Raw genomic sequence first — 15,551 nt, forward strand, 5'->3', positions numbered from 1 at the left:
GTGATGCCACCGGCCCCCGCCCGCGTCACCGAGTCAGCAACACGCCCGTCGCGCTCACCGTGCCGACGGTCAGCAGGAGGAGCGAGGCGCCCGCCGCGTGCCGCTTCAGCAGTTCGCGCCGCAGGGCGGCGTAGCGGGCCTCGTACTCCCGGCGCAGCGCTTCGGCACGCTCCACGGTGGCCTGGAGGGTGCGGCGGGTGAGGACGAGCCGCTGTTCCGTGTAATGGCGGGTGAGATCGTCGGCCTGGGCGGTGGTGAGCCAGGGCAGGCGCGCGCAGAGGACCGCGGCCTCCCGCTCCGCCCGTTCCCGCTCGGCGTGGACCAGCAGGTAGCCCTCGACCTGGTGTGCGAGGGCGTCGGCCCGGTGGCCGGGCGGGGTCGCGGGACGGGGCCGGTTCACGGGCGGTCGCCCTTGTGCCCCGGCGCGTCCAGGACGTCGCGCTTGCCGACGTTCTCCTCGTCGTCGAACTGCGCGATGGCGGGATGGTGCAGGTCGAAGGCGGGCGACTCGGAGCGGATCTTCGGCAGCGCGTGGAAGTTGTGCCGGGGCGGCGGACAGGACGTCGCCCACTCCAGCGAACGCCCGTACCCCCAGGGGTCGTCCACCCCCACCTTCTCGCCCCGCTGGGCCGTCTTCCACACGTTGTAGAGGAACGGCAGCGTGGACAGGCCCAGCAGGAACGCGCCGATGGAGGAGACGGTGTTCAGGGCGGTGAACCCGTCGGCGGACAGGTAGTCGGCGTACCGGCGCGGCATGCCCTCGGCGCCGAGCCAGTGCTGCACCAGGAAGGTGGTGTGGAAGCCGGTGAACAGTGTCCAGAAGTGCACCTTCTCCAGGCGGGTGTCCAGCATGGTGCCGGTCATCTTCGGCCACCAGAAGCTGAACCCGCCGAACATCGCGAAGACGATCGTGCCGAACAGCACGTAGTGGAAGTGGGCCACCACGAAGTAGCTGTCGGTGACGTGGAAGTCGATCGGCGGGGAGGCGAGGAGCACGCCGGTCAGCCCGCCGAAGAGGAACGTCACCAGGAAGCCGGCCGCCCACAGCATCGGCGGCTCGAACGACAGCGAGCCCCGCCACATCGTGCCGATCCAGTTGAAGAACTTCACCCCGGTCGGCACCGCGATCAGGAAGCTCATGAAGGAGAAGAACGGCAGCAGCACCGCCCCGGTCGCGAACATGTGGTGCGCCCACACGGTCACCGACAGCCCGGTGATGGCGATGGTCGCGCCGATCAGCCCCATGTATCCGAAGATCGGTTTGCGTGAGAAAACGGGGATGATCTCGCTGACCACGCCGAAGAACGGCAGCGCCAGGATGTACACCTCGGGATGGCCGAAGAACCAGAACAGGTGCTGCCACAGGATCGCCCCGCCGTTCTCGGCGCCGAAGACCTGCGCCCCGAACCGCCGGTCGGCCTCCAGCACCAGCAGGGCCGCCGCCAGCACCGGGAAGGCCAGCAGCACCAGCACCGAGGTGAGCAGCACGTTCCAGGTGAAGATCGGCATCCGGAACATGGTCATGCCCGGCGCCCGCATGCAGATGATCGTGGTGATGAAGTTGACCGCGCCGAGGATCGTGCCGAACCCGGACAGCCCCAGCCCCATGATCCACAGGTCGGCGCCGACGAAGTTGGAACGGATGGACCCGCTGAGCGGCGTGTACGCGGTCCAGCCGTAGTCGGCGGCGCCCTGCGGGGTCAGGAAACTGGCCAGCACGATGAGCCCGCCGAAGGCGAACAGCCAGTACGAGAACATGTTGAGCCGGGGGAAGGCGACGTCCGGGGAGCCGATCTGCAACGGCATGATCGCGTTGGCGAACCCGGCGAAGGTCGGCGTCGCGAACAGCAGCAGCATGATCGTGCCGTGCATCGTGAACGCCTGGTTGTACTGCTCGCTGGAGACGATCTGCAGCCCCGGCCGGGCCAGCTCCGCCCGGATCACCATCGCCAGCAGCCCCCCGACGAGGAAGAAGCAGAACGAGGTGATCAGGTACAGGTGCCCGATCTTCTTGTGGTCGGTGGTGGTCAGCCAGGACACGATCACCCGGCCCCGGCCGCGGCGTCCTTCCGCGGCCGGAACGGGGGAGAGGGGTTCAGTCGTGTGAGTCGCCATCACGATCCTCGTCGGGGCCACGGACGCGGCGTCCGGTGGGGTGCGCTGCGGAGAGGCGGTGCGTAACCGGTCGCGAGGAAGTTAATCCACCCCGTCGTCCCCGCGGATCGGCGTTGCGCCGAATGGCCACGCGGACCACCCCTTCGAGTCCCCGCGCTCCGGGAAACGGCCGTCCCCGGCGGAGCACCCCGCGCGTGAGCCTCCGCGCACCGGGTACTCCGTACGGGCCCCCGCAGCATCCCCGTACCCGCACCGCACATCCCCGGGCCGTCCCCCCCCCCCCCCCCCGGGCACGGCCCCCGACGGGTGAGGACCACCATGGCCGCCTGCGACGACCCGCTCGACGTGCACTTCATCGGCAACGCGACGGTGCTCCTGCGCCACGGCGACCTCACCCTGCTCACCGATCCCAACTTCCTGCACCGAGGTGAACGCGCGCACCTGGGGTACGGGCTGGTGAGCCGCCGGCTGACCGAACCGGCCCTGGACGTGGCCGAGCTGCCGCCGCTGGACGCCGTCGTCCTCTCCCACCTGCACGGCGACCACTGGGACCGGCGGGCCAGACGGGGACTGGACCGCTCGGTGCCCGTCGTCACCACCCCGCACGCCGCCCGGCACCTGCGCACCTGGCAGGGGTACGGCCGGGCCGGCGGCCTGCGGACCTGGGAGAGCTGCACCTTCGCCCGCGGCCGGTCCCAGGTCAGGATCACCGCCCTGCCGGGCCGGCACGCGCTGCGGCCGGTGCTCAGCTGTCTGCTGCCGCCGGTGATGGGCAGCATGCTCGAGTTCGGGCCGCGCGGCGGACCGGTCGCGCTGCGGGTCTACCTCTCCGGCGACACCCTCCTGTACGACGGCCTGGACGAGATCGCCCGCCGCTTCCCCGGCGCCGAGCTGGCCGTGCTCCACCTGGGCGGTACCCGGCTGCCCGGCGGCTTCGTCGTGACCATGGACGGCGTACAGGGCGCGGAACTCGCCCGCCGGCTCGGCTACCGCCGGGTGCTGCCCGTGCACCACGACGACTATTCCGTCTTCCGCTCCCCCCTCGACGACTTCCTCGCCGAGGCCGGCCGGCTGGGCCTACGGGACCGGATCGTGCACTGCGCCCGGGGACAGCACGCGCGCGTGGAACCCCGGGGCCGCGTGTCCTGAGCCGGCGTCCTACCCCATGCTCTTCGCGCCGTCGAGGGACTCCCGGATGATGTCGGCGTGACCGGCGTGCTGGGCGGTCTCGGCGACGATGTGCAGCACGACCCGGCGGACCGACCACCGCGCGTCCGCCTCGAACCACGGCGCCTTGGGCAGCGGCCACGAGGCGTCCAGGTCGGGCACGGTGGCCACCAGCTCGTCGGTCCGCCGGGCCACGTCCGCGTAGTCGGCCAGCACACCGGCCAGCGTCTCCTCGGGCAGCAGCCGGAACCCGTTCTCGCGCCGCGCCCAGTCGTCCTCGGTCATCTGCGTGAAGTCCGGCAGGGCCGAGGGGCCGTCGAGGACGAAGTCCCCCCAGCCCCGCTCGACCTCCGTGACGTGCTTGATCAGGCCGCCCAGGCACAATTCGCCGGCCGTGGTGCGCGAGCGGGCCTGCTCGTCGTTGAGGTCACGGGTCGTGAAGCGCAGGAAGTGCCGCTGTTTGGCCAGTGCCTCCAGCAGGTCCGCGCGCTCCCCGCCGGCCGCCGGGCGTCCGCTCTGCTCACGGGTGGTCGACTCGTCGCCGCTCATGGTTCTCGCCTTCCGCTGGTCCTGTTCCGTCGTCAGAACCACGCTAGGGATGAAAGAGGTCAGATCCCGTCCTCGATCGCTCACGGTCGGCCGATGTCCGCCGTACTCATATGAGAAGACCGGTACGCGCACAGGCCCCGCCGATGCCCGGACGGCCCGTCCCGCCTCCCGCGTGCCCCCGGTCCGCGTTCACACCCCGACGCGCCTGGATGACACTCCGTGATCGTCCGGGCGCGTCGGGTGAACGCGGCCGGACGGCCGCGTCACCGCCCAGGTCTCTCCCCGCTCCAGCTCAGGCGGATCTGACACCGCCCCGGACACCGCCGGCCGCGCCGGGCCCGTGAGGACGGGAGCCCCGGTGCGGCCGGCGGCGGTCGCGGCGCCGGTCACCAGGTGAGGGCGTCCGCCGCGTTGTCCTGCCAGTACGTGACGGAGGCGGCGCTGTTGAAGAAGGTGCCGCCGTGGGGCAGCTTCAGGGTCTTCTCCTCGCCGGTCGCGCCGCCCTTCTTGTCGGTGAGGAGCACGCCCAGGGTCTTCACGTCGGCACCACCCTCGCCGTCGGGGGAGTACGTCAGGATGCCCGCGTAGGCGGACCGGCCCGGCTGGAGCGTCACCACGGACTGCGGGGTGGTCTCCGTGGCCCACGGCAGCGGGGCCTGGGCGTCGTCGCCGGCCCGCAGGAACGGGGCGCTGTAGGCGTAGCAGGGCTTGGTTCCGGTGTTGGTCGCCTTGAGCAGCAGGTGGTTGATCGGACGCGACACCTCGGTGACGGTCAGCTTCGTGTTCGACGCGGTGCAGGTGACGGCCGTGGACGCCTTCTTCGGAGCGGCGGCGGCCTGCCCGGCGGCCTGCACACCGACGAACGCGAGGGCGGCGGCGACGACCACGGAGGAGGCGGCCGTACGGGAGAGGAGACGAGTGGCGATACGCATGACGGACTGCTTTCTCTGAAGGACCGTGTCGGCCCGGCTGACCTCGACCGCACCATGCGGACACACGGCGTACGAGGGAGGAGTCGAGCGCGGTGGCCCACCGTGTCCGGCGTGACCCCGTGCTGCGATGACCTCAGCCTGTGCCCGGTCCCGTCCCATCCGCCACTCCCCGGGCGAACGCGGGACACTGGGACACACACACCGCCCCCCACCTGGGCAGACGTGTCCCTGCTGGGACGCCGGGTGGGACGCCGGGACGACGATCTCGCCGAACGACCCGCCCGGGACGGGTCACCTCGGCGCGCCGGTGGCTCGCACCCCGCGACCCGCAGGCGGGCGCGTTCCCCGGCAACGCGGTGCAGGCGTACGAGGGCGTGCGCTGCTCCGAGCTCACCGCCGCGCGGGAGAAGCTCCTCGGCATCGTCGGCCGGAGGCACCGTGGGCGACTCGGCCTTCTCCGTCCGTGTGCACGGCCCCGTCGCGCGGGTCGCGGCCGACGGCCGGGGCCCCGGCCCCTTCCCGGCGCCTATGGAGCCTCTGGAGCGGCGATGAGCGCGGCGAACCCACAGGTCGGGGGCGCCCGTCGGTGCCGGGAGCGGTGAAGCCGTCGTAGGGGTGAAGAACTCACGCCGCCCCCGTGCCCGAACTTCCCGGAGGCGCGCACAGGCTTCTCCTGCCCGGCCCCCCCCGCGGGGCACGGCTACGAGCGCAGGGCGTCGACCGGTTCCATGCGGGAGGCCCGCAGTGACGGGTAGAGGCCGGCCAGGAGTCCCACCAGGGCTCCGGCGACCGGGGCTCCGAGGGCGAGGCGGACGTCCAGGACCGGTGTCCACTCCTTGACGGCGGAGACGATCACCACGACGACTACGCCCAGGGCGGCGCCCACGACACCGCCGAGGAGCCCGATCGTCGTCGACTCCACCAGGAACTGGCCGGCGACCTGCCGCCGCGAGGCCCCGAGAGCGCGGCGCAGTCCGATCTCCCCGATCCGCTCGATGACCGTCACCAGCGTCACATTGGCGATACCGATGGCCCCCACCACCAGCGAGACCAGCCCGAGGACCAGGAACAGGCCGTTGACGTCGCCCTGCACTCCCTTGCGGGCCTCGGCCGGATCGGCCGGTGCGGTCACGGTCAGGGAAGCCTCGGCGCCGGGGGCCAGCGCGATCGGCGCCTGGCGGGCGACCTGGCCGGCCGCGCCGAGCGCGGTGTTGATCAGCACCCGGGTCACGGTCCCCAGCCCCATCCGGTCCGCGGCCGTCGTGGGCGGCAGGATCACCGCGGTGGCGAGCTGCTGTTCCCGCTCCACTCCGCCGAGTATCCCGATCACCGTGTACGCCTGGCCCTTCAGGAAGACCGCGGGAGCGTTCTCCACCGAGCTGATGCCGAGGAGCCGTGCCGCCTGGTCGCCGAGGACCGCCACCCGGTCGTGCCGGGCGATGTCCCCGTCGTCGAGGAAGCGTCCGGTGGTCATCCCGCCCCGTACCGCGGCCGGCAGCGTGGGGGACGCGGCGACGACCGCCATGGTCTGACCGCTGACCTCGCCGGGAGCGGCCACGTCGTCGGCCCGCACCTCGACGCCCGCGGTCTCCTGGGAGGCGGCGATCGCCGCCACCGATTCGACCCCGGCCAGCCGGCGCACCGCGTCGACCCCCGACCAGTCCACGAGCGGACCGGGGCCGGCCGGGGCCGCGGAGGACACCCCCACCGTGACCGAGGTGGCGGTCAGGGCGTCGAACCGGCCCACGATCTGGTTGCCCGCCGTGGACGAGACCCCGATGGTGATGACCAGGGTGGTGATGCCCAGGACGGTGCCCAGCGTGGTCAGGGCGGAGCGCGTCGGGCGGGCGAGCACCCCCGCCAGCGCTTCGGACCACAGGTCCCTGACGTCCATCCAGGGGCGCTCGACGGTCCCCGTGGCGGGTGCTCTTCCGCCGGCCCGTGCCGTGCCCGTGGAGGCCGCGGCTCGCGGGACGCGTTTCCGGGACCTCATCGGTGCTCCTCGGTGAGCCGTCCGTCGCTGATCCTCACCCGTCTGTGGGCACGCCCGCTGACCGCCTCCTCGTGCGTGATCACCACCAGGGTCATGCCCTGCTCGCCGAGCCGGCCGAAGAGGTCCAGCACCGACTCGGTGTTCTCGCTGTCGAGGTTGCCGGTGGGCTCGTCGCAGAGCAGCAGGGCGGGTTCGCTCATCAGCGCCCGGGCGATCGCCACGCGCTGTCTCTCACCGCCGGAGAGCCGGTCGGGCCGGAAGCCGGCCCGGTGCGCCAGACCCACCCGTCGCAGTGCCTGCTCGGCCCTGGCGCGGCGGCCGGCCCGGCCGCGCCCGGGGCGCGGCCGGCGGTAGGTCTCGGCCAGCATGACGTTCTCCTCCACGGTCCGGTACGGCAGCAGGTGGAAGGACTGGAAGACGAACCCGATCCGGCTGCCACGCAACGAGGTGCGCTCCAGGTCGCCGAGCGCGTTGGTCTCCACCCCGTCGAGCCAGTAGGTGCCCGAGGTGGGGCGGTCCAGCAGTCCCAGGGTGTTGAGCAGCGTCGACTTGCCGGAACCGGACGGGCCGACGATCGACAGATGCTCGCCGCGCCGAACGGTCAGGTTCACCTCGCGCAGGGCGTGCACCGGCGGTTCGGAGTCGAAGGTCCGGTCCACGGCGATCAGCTGGATGACCGTGTCCGCGTCGGGCACGACCGAGAACAGCGGACCGCTCATCGCCCGACCACCACCTGGTCGCCGGAGTTCAAGGCGGCACCGGGCGACGGGGTGACCTCCACCTGGCCGCCCGCGGAGAGTCCGGCCTCGACGGGGACGTCCACCACCTCGCCGCCGCGCACGACCCGCACCCGGGCCTTCCCGTCGGCGGACGTGTGCAGCGCGGCGACGGGCACCGTCAGCACCTTGCCCTCCGAGGAGCCCACCTCGATGGTGACCTTCGCGGATTCGGCGGCTTTCTCGGCCAGCGTCCCCGCCGGCACGGAGATCTGCACCGGTACGGGAGCCGAGCCGTCGCCGCTCCCGCCGTCCGAGGCCCCCTGCTGCTTGCCGGTGCCGGCCGGAGCGTCCTTCGGCACGTCGTCGCCGAGTGCCACCACTTCGCCGTCCGCCTCCGTGCCGTCGGTGGTCTCCACCCGGGCCCGCATGCCCTGGTGGAGCAGTTCGGCGTCGTCGGCCGGGACCACGGCCCGTACCACGACCTTGGAGCTGGTCACCGTGGCGACCGGTCCGGAGGGGTTGTCCCCCGTCTTCACGGACACCTTGTCCAGCCGGGCCGGCAGTTCCGGCAGGAAGACCACCTCGCCGGCGGGGACCTTGGTCCCGTAACCGGCCTGGAAGGCGGAGAGCGCGGCGTTGGCCGCGTCCAACTGTTGCTGTGCCGACTTGAGCCGCAGTTCGGCGGCGTCCCCGTCGGCGCCCGAGCCGTCTTCGGAGCCGCCGCCGGACTCCCCGGAGGCGCCGCCGGGCTCCGCGGGGCCGCCGCCGGGCTCCGCGGGGCCTCGGGTCCCCCCGGACCCCCCGGACCCGCCGCCCGGGTTCCGTGCCGCGAGGAGGGCCTGCTGCGCGGTGGTCACCGCCGCTTCGAGCGTCCCCAGTTGCTGCTTGTCGGCGACGGTGGGCTCCATGGCGCGGTAGCCCTCGCTGTCGTACCAGCGGCTCACCGCCGCAGCGTCCGACTGCCCGTATGTCCCGCTCGTCGAACCGGGGTTGAAGCCCAGCCGGGTCAGCGCCCGCTGGAGCTGCCCGACATCGTCCCCGGAGGCGCCGGGCCCCAGTGTCCGGTACATCGGCACGGTGCCCCGCAGCACCAGGACCGGCCGCCCGCTCACCTGCATCAGCACATCGCCCTCCTTCACCTCCACCCCGGCCGCCGGTGACTTGGTGACCCGCTGGGTGACGCTGTCACCGGCCCCCGCGTCGCCGGACCCGGAGCCTGGAGAGCCGACGGGCCCGGCCAGGGTCACGCTCCGCGGCGAGGCGAACTCCACCGAACCCTGGGCCACCACGCTCGCGGTGAGCGAGCGCCGCTCGACCGTGACGGTGACGGGACCGGCTTCCGGCGGCCGGTGCGCGGCGGCGGCGTCCGCGGGTGACTGCATCCGCGATCCGGCGAACCAGCCGCCCGCTCCGACCAGCGCCACCGCGGTGACGACGACCGTCAGCTGTCCGGAACGGGTGCCGACCAGCCTGCGGACCCGCCCGGGACGGGGGCCGGCCGGTTCGGGACGCCGCCTCACCCGGCACCGCCACCGCTGGTCGGGGCCTTCAGGAACTTCGGGAAGTAGGCGGCCCGGAACTCCTTGCCGCACTCCAGGTCCCGCATCGCCAGCTCGATGTCCCTGGTGAGCAGGGGGAGGGCCTCCTCCTTGCTCAGGGACTCCTGGGCGTTCCCGCTCCCGTCGGCGGCGGAAACGCCACCGGCTCCGGCCGGAGTGGACTCGAACGCCTGGAGCTTGACCATCTCCCCGATGCCGGTCGGCTGCGTGGTCGTGACGGAGATGCCTTCTTTCCTCAGGCACGAGGCGTACGACTGCGCCAGCGCGACCAGCTTCGGATCACCGTTGAGCGCCTGCGCGTTGGCCTGGTTCCGGTTCGTGGTCGCGGTGCCCCGTTCCCGGGCCGACGCGGAGCCGTAGACCTTCTTGTCGGCCTCACCCAGACAGCCGGTCCAGTTCTTCTCACCGGCCTTCGGGTCGGGGAAAGCCCCCAACGCCTCGTCGTACGCGGCCTTCTGCCCGGGAGTGAGCGTGTCGACGTAGTCCGCGTTGGGCGTCCGGTCCGAGTCCTGCCGGGCGGCCGCACTGCCCGGCGCGCCGGCGTCGCCGGGGTAGACGATGCCCGCGTAGATGCCGAAGCCGTACTTCTGCCGGTACTTCTTCGTCAGCTCGTAGTCCGCCCCGTCAGTGGTCCAGGAGGCGGCGGGATCTTCGGGGGCCACGGGGGTGTAGGGGAATCCCTGCTTGTTCATGCAGGCCGCGATCGCGTTCTCCAGGAGGTACTGCTTCTTGAGATCGGCGTTCGCGTCGGCGGGAATGTCGAGTTGCCCCGACGAGCCGTCCGTGGTCTTCTCACCGTTCGACGCGTGGGACTCCGAGCCGGTGTCGGTGTCGGTGTCGGTGCCGGTGCCGGCGCCACAGGCCGCGAGCAGCGGCAGCAGACTGACCGCCGCCGCGGCGGCCAGTCTTCGGACAGTGCGGGATCGAGTCATCTGCTTCCATCCGATCGGAAGGGAGGGGGATTTCGCCTGCGGACGCAGGAGAAAGCGGAGTTCACAGTGGTGCCGGCGGTTCATGGCCCTGGGGCCGGTACATGACCGAGCTGTAACGGCCGTTCGCCGTGACGGCCGGCCTCGGGACGGGCGCCGGTCATACGGGCGGTCCGGTGACGAAGTCACCGTTCTCGTCGTAGGGCCAGGCGTTGGCGACGCACCCGTGCAGGCCCTTGATCTGCTGCATCATCACGGGGGCCAGTTGTCCGGCGCCCCCGCAGGTGACGTGCGAGTGGCCGAGGAAGTGCCCCACCTCGTGGTTGATGATCAGCGCCCGGTAGTCGTGGATCGGCCCGTCGAAGGTGGGCGAGCCCTTGACCCAGCGCTTGAGGTTCACCACCACCCCTCCGGGAACCTCGCAGTTGTACTCGCCTCCCGTGTCCTGCTGGATGCCGGCCCAGCACAGGGCGTCCGCCGTCGCCGGTGTCGCGATCTTTATCGTGATGTCGTGCGGCGATCCCGCGCCCACCAGCCGGAACGCGTTGTCCGGGTCGTGGGTCCAGCCCCGCGGGGCGGCGAGTATCCCGGCGATCTCGTTCGCCGCCTGGGACGGCGAGACGTCGAGGCCGGTCTCGACCTCCACGACGTAGCGCACCGGGCGGGGGCCGCTGCCCACCTTCTCCCCACTGGCCTGCGCGGTGACGAACGTCCCGGTGCCCGTCGGGGGAACGTCGATCTCGGTCCGGCTCGCGGTGGGAGAGGGAGAGGGAGAGGGGGAGGAGGGGGAGGGGGTGGGGGTGGGGGAGGAGGGGGGCGGTGTGGGAGTGGGGGTGACACGCGTGCTCCGCGGGTGCGGCGCACCGCCCGACGCGTCGCTCCGCCCGCCGTCCAGCAAGTACGCCGCCGGACCCAGCAGGCCGGCGGTCACCAGCAGGCTGATCAGCAGGCTCCGGCCCCGGCGGCGCGGCCGTTCCCGGCGATGGGCGGACCGGCGTCGGCGGCCGGCGCGGTGAGCGGCCGTGGTGCCGCCGGTGGCGGGTGCGGATTGCCGCTGTCGTGCCGAATGCATGGCAGGTCAATCTGGTGATCCCAGATGATCCCCATGAGCCGGTGCCGTCACGGAAAGATAACGACGCCCCGCGTTCCCGGCCCATGTGATCGTTGTGTAACGGCGGTCGGAGAGGGACCTTCCCCGGGACGGTCGCCTCGTCCGGTCTGCTTACACTGCCGAAATGCCACGGGTCCTGATCGTCGAAGACGACCTGGATGTCCGCAGGGCCGTCCAACTGGGTCTGCGGCACCAGGGACATGAGGTCTTCGCCGTCGAAACGGGGGAGGAGGGGCTGGAACAGCTCCGCCCCTTCCGGCCGGACGTCGTAGTACTGGATCTCATGCTGCCCGGCATGTCCGGCCTGGACGTGTGCCGCCGGATCAGGGACCGCGACCAGGTGCCGATCATCATGGTGACGGCCCGGGGGGACGACGTCGACGTGGTCGTGGGACTGGAGACCGGTGCGGACGACTACGTGGTGAAGCCCGTGCAGGCCCGGGTGCTCGACGCACGGATACGGGCCGTACTGCGCAGACAGGACGCGTCGCTGCCGGACGGCACCCGTCCCCGGGCGGAGACGTACGGCGAGCTGGTCGTCGACCGCGCCGGGCTCGTGGTGACGCACCGCGGCGAACCCGTCACCCTCGCCCCCTCCGAACTGCGGCTGCTGCTGACCCTGTCGGCCTCGCCCGGCCAGGTGTTCAGCCGCCAGCAGCTGCTGGAAGCGGTCTGGGAACACAGCTACCACGGCGACATACGGCTCGTGGACGCCTGTGTGAAGCGACTGCGCAACAAGCTCGGCGAGGGCAGGAATCCCCGTTACGTGCAGACCGTACGCGGATTCGGTTACCGCTTCGGCACCTCATGAGCGACCGGACGTCCGCCGCCGTACCGGGTGCCGGCCCCCGGTGGTTCCTCCGGGCGGCACTGGCGCGCATCCCGCTCCCCCTGCGCGGCCTGCGCCCCCGCCTGCTGACGTCCTTCGTCCTGGTGGCCATGGCCAGCTCCCTGGGCACCGGGGCCCTCGCCTTCCGCGAGGCGCGCACGGGGGTGCTCCAGCAGAGCCAGGACTCCGTCATCAACCGGTTCCGTGCGAGCGTCGACGCCGTCGCACCCGCCATCCCCCTTGCCCCGGACCAGTCGGACCTCCAGTTCGCGGTGGACCAGGTGCGGTACGCGAACCGTTCGTCGGACTGGCGGATCATGGCCGCGTACGGCGGCCACCGCGCCTATGCGCCGAACCCCGGTTTCGTCGAGTTGAGCCCCGAAATGCTCCGGTCCGTCCGGGACCGACGTGTCGCGGTGTTCCAGCGGATGAACGTCGACGGGCGCCCTCGTCTCGTCGTCGGCATGCCCGTCACGTACACCTCGGACGAGGGCCTGGAGACCATGCTCTCCGGGCTCGTGATGTACCTGGAGGTCCCGCAGACCACCGAAGAGGGGTACGTCGAGGCCATGGTCCGCGGCATCGAGCGGGCCACCCTGGTGGCCCTGTGCCTCGCCGTCGTCCTGGCGCTGCTCGCCGCGAGCGGCGTACTGCGTCCCGTACGGGCGCTGCGCCGGGCGACGCGCCGGATGGCCGCGGGTCACCTCGACGTCCGGCTGGACGTCTCCGGCTCCGACGAACTGGCCGACCTCTCCCAGTCCTTCAACGAGACGGCGGCGGAACTGGAGCGGACCGTACGGGAGCTGCGCCGCCTGGAGGCCCAGGGGCGCCGCTTCGTGGCGGACGTCTCCCACGAGCTGCGCACACCGCTGGCGGCGATGTCCGCGGTCACCGACGTGCTGGACCTGGAGGGGGAAGGGGAGACCGGCGAAGCGCTGCGGCTCATCAGCGAGGGAACGAACCGGCTGAGCGGACTGGTGAACGACCTGATGGAGATCTCCCGTTTCGACGCGGGGGCGGCCGAACTCAACCGGGACGAGATCGACCTGGCCGAGTCCGTACGGCGCACCGTCGCCTCCCGGTGGAGGCAGGAGCAGGTGGAGACCCGGCTGCCCGGACCGGGTGAGCTCCGCGCGCGCGTCGATCCGCGCAGGCTCGACGTGGTGACGGCCAACCTCATCGGCAACGCGCTGCGGCACGGAGAGCCGCCCGTGCGGCTGACCATGGGGGTACGGGTGGACGGGGCGGGCACGACGTGGGCCGTCATCGAGGTGACCGACAACGGGCCGGGGATCGCCGAGGAGGACATGCCGCACATCTTTGAGCGGTTCTACAAGGCGAGCACCTCACGGGCCAGGAGCGAGAGCAGCGGCCTGGGTCTGGCCATCACGGCGGAGAACGTGCGCCTGCACGGGGGGCGCATCCGGGCGGCGAACCTGCCCTCGGGCGGCGCGGTGTTCACGGTCGAACTCCCGCTGCACCGCGACGACACCGACACCGCCGCCGACACCGGTGCCGGCGGTGGGAGCACCCGGTGAAGGGCTCGCGGACGGCAGCGCTGCTGTCCGGGCTCACGGCCGCGGTCGCTCTCACGGCGTGCGGAGTCCCCCCGTCCGGTGTCATCGAGGCCGGTGCGCCGGCGAGCGGCATGTACTCCCCCAGCGCGGCAGCACCCTCGACGCCCGCCACCGTCTCCCTCTTCTTCCTGCGCGACGGGGACCTGACGCCCTATCCCCGCCGCGTCGACGACGCCGGGGACCTGGAGGCCGTCGTGCACCTGCTGTTCGAGGGACCGGCCGCGAACGAGACCGCGACGGCCACCACGGAGCTGCCGCGCCTGACGGACGCCCCACGGGTGGTGGCCGCCGACGGCATCCTCGTCATCCAACTCCCCGGCACGACGACTCCGCTGACCCGTCGGGCCATGCTCCAGCTGACGTGCACGGTGACCCACGCGGAAGCCGACGGCGGCACCGCGCGCCGTTCCGTCACGTCCGGCAGCCTCCATGTGCTCGGGGACGGATGGACGGTGACGCAGTCGGACCACGCGTGCCCGGTCGTGTCCCCTTCGCAGGAGCAACCGGAAGCACTGACCCCGGAGCCCTCCGGCTGACCACCGGACGGTCCCCGCCCGGGACCGGAACCGGCCCTGCGCCGCCGCTCCGTGGAGGATCCGTGGAGGAGGGGAGTGGGGTGCTCTCGTTTCGAGTGCGACTGGCAGACGCCCGGGGCACCGCCACCAACGACACGCGCGTGATCCTGAACGCGAAGCGGGCCCCGCACCACACCGGGGCCCGCTTCGCGTGGGACGTCAGCCGCAGCAGTCGCAGCCGACGCGGCACCCGCAGGCGTCTGTCCCGGCCGCGGCGGACGGGACCGGTGCGGCCGACGCGGGCGCGCAGCAGCCCTTGCCTTGCCACGCGTCGTGGCCTTCCTTGACGGCGACTGCGGCGATGACGAGGGCGGCGACGGGGTCGGCCCAGGACCAGCCGAGGGTGGCGTTGAGGACCAAGCCGAGAAGGACGACGGCGGACAGGTACGTGCACAGCAGTGTCTGCTTGGAGTCGGCGACCGCGCTCGCGGAGTCGAGCTCCCGGCCGGCCCGGCGCTGGGCGGCGGACAGAAACGGCATGATCGCGAGTGACACGGCGGCGATGACGATGCCGGAGACGGAGCGTTCGGCTTCACCGCTGCCGGTCAACGCGCGGACGGAGTCGAAGCTGACGTACGCGGCGAGCGCGATGAAGGAGACGGAGATGATCCGCAGAGTGCGCTGCTCGCGTGCTTCGCGGACGGCGTGGTCGGCCGCGGAGAACTGCCAGGCGACCGCGGCGGCGGAGGAGACCTCGATGACCGAGTCGAGTCCGAAGCCGATCAGGGCGGTGGAGGACGCCATCGTGCCCGCGGTGATGGCGACGACTGCCTCGATGACGTTGTAGGTGATGGTCGCGGCGACCAGGAGGCGTATCCGGCGAGCCAGCGCTTCGCGGCGGGCTGGAGACGGTCCGAGGGACATCGATATCCCGGCGGCCATCAGCAGCATCCCTTCTCGTCGGCTTCGCCGCAGGTCCGGTCGGTCTCGACGGCCACCACGGCGGTGCGCAGGTCGTCCAAGGCGTGGCCGAGGCGTTCGTCGGCGAGCTCATAGCGGGTGCGTCGGCCGTCGGGCACGGTGACGACCAGCCCGCAGTCGCGCAGACACGCCAGGTGGTTCGACAGCCGGGTCCGCGAGATGCCGAGGGCATCGGCGAGGTCGGCGGGGTATGCGGGCGCTTCGCGCAGGGCGAGCAGGACGCGGCAGCGGATCGGGTCGGCGAGCGCGCGGCCGAACCGGGCCAGCACCTCGATGTCGGAGGCAACAGTCAGCACCCCCCGAAGGTACATCACATCCTGAATTCAGGACAGCGTGAACCTTTGGCGGCCCATGTGCCTCCTGCCGCTGACCGCCGGCGCACTGCCCACCCGCGCCGAGCCGCAGTCATGCCCAGCCGCGCCATGGCCCTTCCGGCGCCTGTGCTCCTCCAGGCCAACCCGTCACGCTTCCGCCGAGGCCGCAACCGGGCCGCGACACCTTGCCGCCGTCTCGCGACGAACTGCTGCCCTGCGGACGCCGCATCCCGCCCGACACCGCGAAGAGCGACGCGGGGT

At 72.2% G+C, this 15,551-nt stretch carries 15 protein-coding genes; 4 read left to right on the forward strand and 11 right to left on the reverse strand.

Going from position 1 to position 15,551, the window contains the following annotated elements; genetic code table 11:
• Positions 1-25: 25 nt before the first annotated feature.
• Positions 26-400 carry a hypothetical protein gene (locus Sdagh_RS22150; RefSeq protein WP_189416471.1) on the reverse strand — a complete coding sequence of 125 codons (375 nt, stop codon included), beginning with the start codon at positions 398-400 and terminating at the stop codon, positions 26-28.
• The gene (gene ctaD, locus Sdagh_RS22155) at positions 397-2,115 is read right to left on the reverse strand and encodes an aa3-type cytochrome oxidase subunit I (RefSeq protein WP_226535526.1); all 1,719 of its coding nucleotides are present in this window, start codon (positions 2,113-2,115) and stop codon (positions 397-399) included. Before ctaD ends, Sdagh_RS22150 begins: the two co-directional genes overlap by 4 nt.
• Positions 2,116-2,433: 318 nt before the next feature.
• Here ctaD and Sdagh_RS22160 point away from each other — a divergent pair, with 318 nt between their 5' ends.
• Positions 2,434-3,264 (forward strand): MBL fold metallo-hydrolase, encoded by an 831-nt coding sequence (locus Sdagh_RS22160; RefSeq protein ID WP_190077028.1) that lies wholly within the window; start codon positions 2,434-2,436, stop codon positions 3,262-3,264.
• Between the two features lie 9 nt (positions 3,265-3,273).
• Here Sdagh_RS22160 and Sdagh_RS22165 read toward each other — a convergent pair whose 3' ends face one another.
• From Sdagh_RS22165 to Sdagh_RS22195, 7 genes are all read right to left on the reverse strand, one after another.
• On the reverse strand, positions 3,274-3,831 hold the full coding sequence (locus tag Sdagh_RS22165) for a DinB family protein (RefSeq protein WP_190012271.1): 558 nt from the start codon (positions 3,829-3,831) through the stop codon (positions 3,274-3,276).
• 386 nt (positions 3,832-4,217) lie between these two features.
• Positions 4,218-4,763, reverse strand: coding sequence for a DUF4232 domain-containing protein (locus tag Sdagh_RS22170; protein WP_189422200.1), 546 nt, complete (start codon positions 4,761-4,763; stop codon positions 4,218-4,220).
• A 700-nt stretch (positions 4,764-5,463) separates the two neighbouring features.
• The gene (locus tag Sdagh_RS22175; protein WP_190012269.1) at positions 5,464-6,657 is read right to left on the reverse strand and encodes an ABC transporter permease; all 1,194 of its coding nucleotides are present in this window, start codon (positions 6,655-6,657) and stop codon (positions 5,464-5,466) included.
• A gap of 95 nt (positions 6,658-6,752) precedes the next feature.
• Positions 6,753-7,475, reverse strand: a complete 723-nt coding sequence (locus Sdagh_RS22180; protein ID WP_190077027.1) for an ABC transporter ATP-binding protein — start codon at positions 7,473-7,475, stop codon at positions 6,753-6,755.
• Positions 7,472-8,995 carry a peptidoglycan-binding protein gene (locus tag Sdagh_RS22185; protein WP_226535528.1) on the reverse strand — a complete coding sequence of 508 codons (1,524 nt, stop codon included), beginning with the start codon at positions 8,993-8,995 and terminating at the stop codon, positions 7,472-7,474. Before Sdagh_RS22185 ends, Sdagh_RS22180 begins: the two co-directional genes overlap by 4 nt.
• A complete protein-coding gene (locus Sdagh_RS22190) occupies positions 8,992-9,966 on the reverse strand; it encodes a hypothetical protein (RefSeq protein ID WP_190077026.1) in 975 nt (324 codons plus the stop codon). The genes Sdagh_RS22185 and Sdagh_RS22190 overlap by 4 nt, the downstream gene beginning before the upstream one ends.
• Positions 9,967-10,123: 157 nt before the next feature.
• The gene (locus Sdagh_RS22195) at positions 10,124-11,035 is read right to left on the reverse strand and encodes a DUF3152 domain-containing protein (RefSeq protein ID WP_372478461.1); all 912 of its coding nucleotides are present in this window, start codon (positions 11,033-11,035) and stop codon (positions 10,124-10,126) included.
• 163 nt (positions 11,036-11,198) lie between these two features.
• On the opposite strand from Sdagh_RS22195, the gene Sdagh_RS22200 reads away from it, so the two are divergent.
• From Sdagh_RS22200 to Sdagh_RS22210, 3 genes are all read left to right on the forward strand, one after another.
• Positions 11,199-11,885 carry a response regulator gene (locus Sdagh_RS22200; RefSeq protein WP_189422196.1) on the forward strand — a complete coding sequence of 229 codons (687 nt, stop codon included), beginning with the start codon at positions 11,199-11,201 and terminating at the stop codon, positions 11,883-11,885.
• Positions 11,882-13,441 carry an ATP-binding protein gene (locus Sdagh_RS22205; protein WP_226535530.1) on the forward strand — a complete coding sequence of 520 codons (1,560 nt, stop codon included), beginning with the start codon at positions 11,882-11,884 and terminating at the stop codon, positions 13,439-13,441. Before Sdagh_RS22200 ends, Sdagh_RS22205 begins: the two co-directional genes overlap by 4 nt.
• Before the next feature lie 110 nt (positions 13,442-13,551).
• On the forward strand, positions 13,552-14,016 hold the full coding sequence (locus Sdagh_RS22210; RefSeq protein ID WP_226535532.1) for a hypothetical protein: 465 nt from the start codon (positions 13,552-13,554) through the stop codon (positions 14,014-14,016).
• 198 nt (positions 14,017-14,214) lie between these two features.
• On the opposite strand, the gene Sdagh_RS22215 is transcribed toward Sdagh_RS22210, so the two are convergent.
• A complete protein-coding gene (locus Sdagh_RS22215) occupies positions 14,215-14,946 on the reverse strand; it encodes a cation efflux transmembrane domain-containing protein (protein WP_372478462.1) in 732 nt (243 codons plus the stop codon).
• The gene (locus Sdagh_RS22220) at positions 14,937-15,272 is read right to left on the reverse strand and encodes an ArsR/SmtB family transcription factor (protein ID WP_190012264.1); all 336 of its coding nucleotides are present in this window, start codon (positions 15,270-15,272) and stop codon (positions 14,937-14,939) included. Before Sdagh_RS22220 ends, Sdagh_RS22215 begins: the two co-directional genes overlap by 10 nt.
• Positions 15,273-15,551: the final 279 nt, after the last annotated feature.

Source organism: Streptomyces daghestanicus (assembly GCF_020521275.1).
Taxonomy (GTDB): Bacteria; Actinomycetota; Actinomycetes; order Streptomycetales; family Streptomycetaceae; genus Streptomyces; species Streptomyces griseoviridis.

Bases quoted from the DNA above. Each gene is read 5' to 3' on its own strand.
- ctaD (WP_226535526.1), bottom strand. From the start codon at position 2,115: ATGGCGACTCACACGACTGAACCCCTCTCCCCCGTTCCGGCCGCGGAA.
- Sdagh_RS22160 (WP_190077028.1), top strand. From the start codon at position 2,434: ATGGCCGCCTGCGACGACCCGCTCGACGTGCACTTCATCGGCAACGCG.
- Sdagh_RS22165 (WP_190012271.1), bottom strand. From the start codon at position 3,831: ATGAGCGGCGACGAGTCGACCACCCGTGAGCAGAGCGGACGCCCGGCG.
- Sdagh_RS22170 (WP_189422200.1), bottom strand. From the start codon at position 4,763: ATGCGTATCGCCACTCGTCTCCTCTCCCGTACGGCCGCCTCCTCCGTG.
- Sdagh_RS22175 (WP_190012269.1), bottom strand. From the start codon at position 6,657: ATGGACGTCAGGGACCTGTGGTCCGAAGCGCTGGCGGGGGTGCTCGCC.
- Sdagh_RS22180 (WP_190077027.1), bottom strand. From the start codon at position 7,475: ATGAGCGGTCCGCTGTTCTCGGTCGTGCCCGACGCGGACACGGTCATC.
- Sdagh_RS22190 (WP_190077026.1), bottom strand. From the start codon at position 9,966: ATGACTCGATCCCGCACTGTCCGAAGACTGGCCGCCGCGGCGGCGGTC.
- Sdagh_RS22195 (WP_372478461.1), bottom strand. From the start codon at position 11,035: ATGCATTCGGCACGACAGCGGCAATCCGCACCCGCCACCGGCGGCACC.
- Sdagh_RS22200 (WP_189422196.1), top strand. From the start codon at position 11,199: ATGCCACGGGTCCTGATCGTCGAAGACGACCTGGATGTCCGCAGGGCC.
- Sdagh_RS22205 (WP_226535530.1), top strand. From the start codon at position 11,882: ATGAGCGACCGGACGTCCGCCGCCGTACCGGGTGCCGGCCCCCGGTGG.
- Sdagh_RS22210 (WP_226535532.1), top strand. From the start codon at position 13,552: ATGTACTCCCCCAGCGCGGCAGCACCCTCGACGCCCGCCACCGTCTCC.
- Sdagh_RS22215 (WP_372478462.1), bottom strand. From the start codon at position 14,946: ATGCTGCTGATGGCCGCCGGGATATCGATGTCCCTCGGACCGTCTCCA.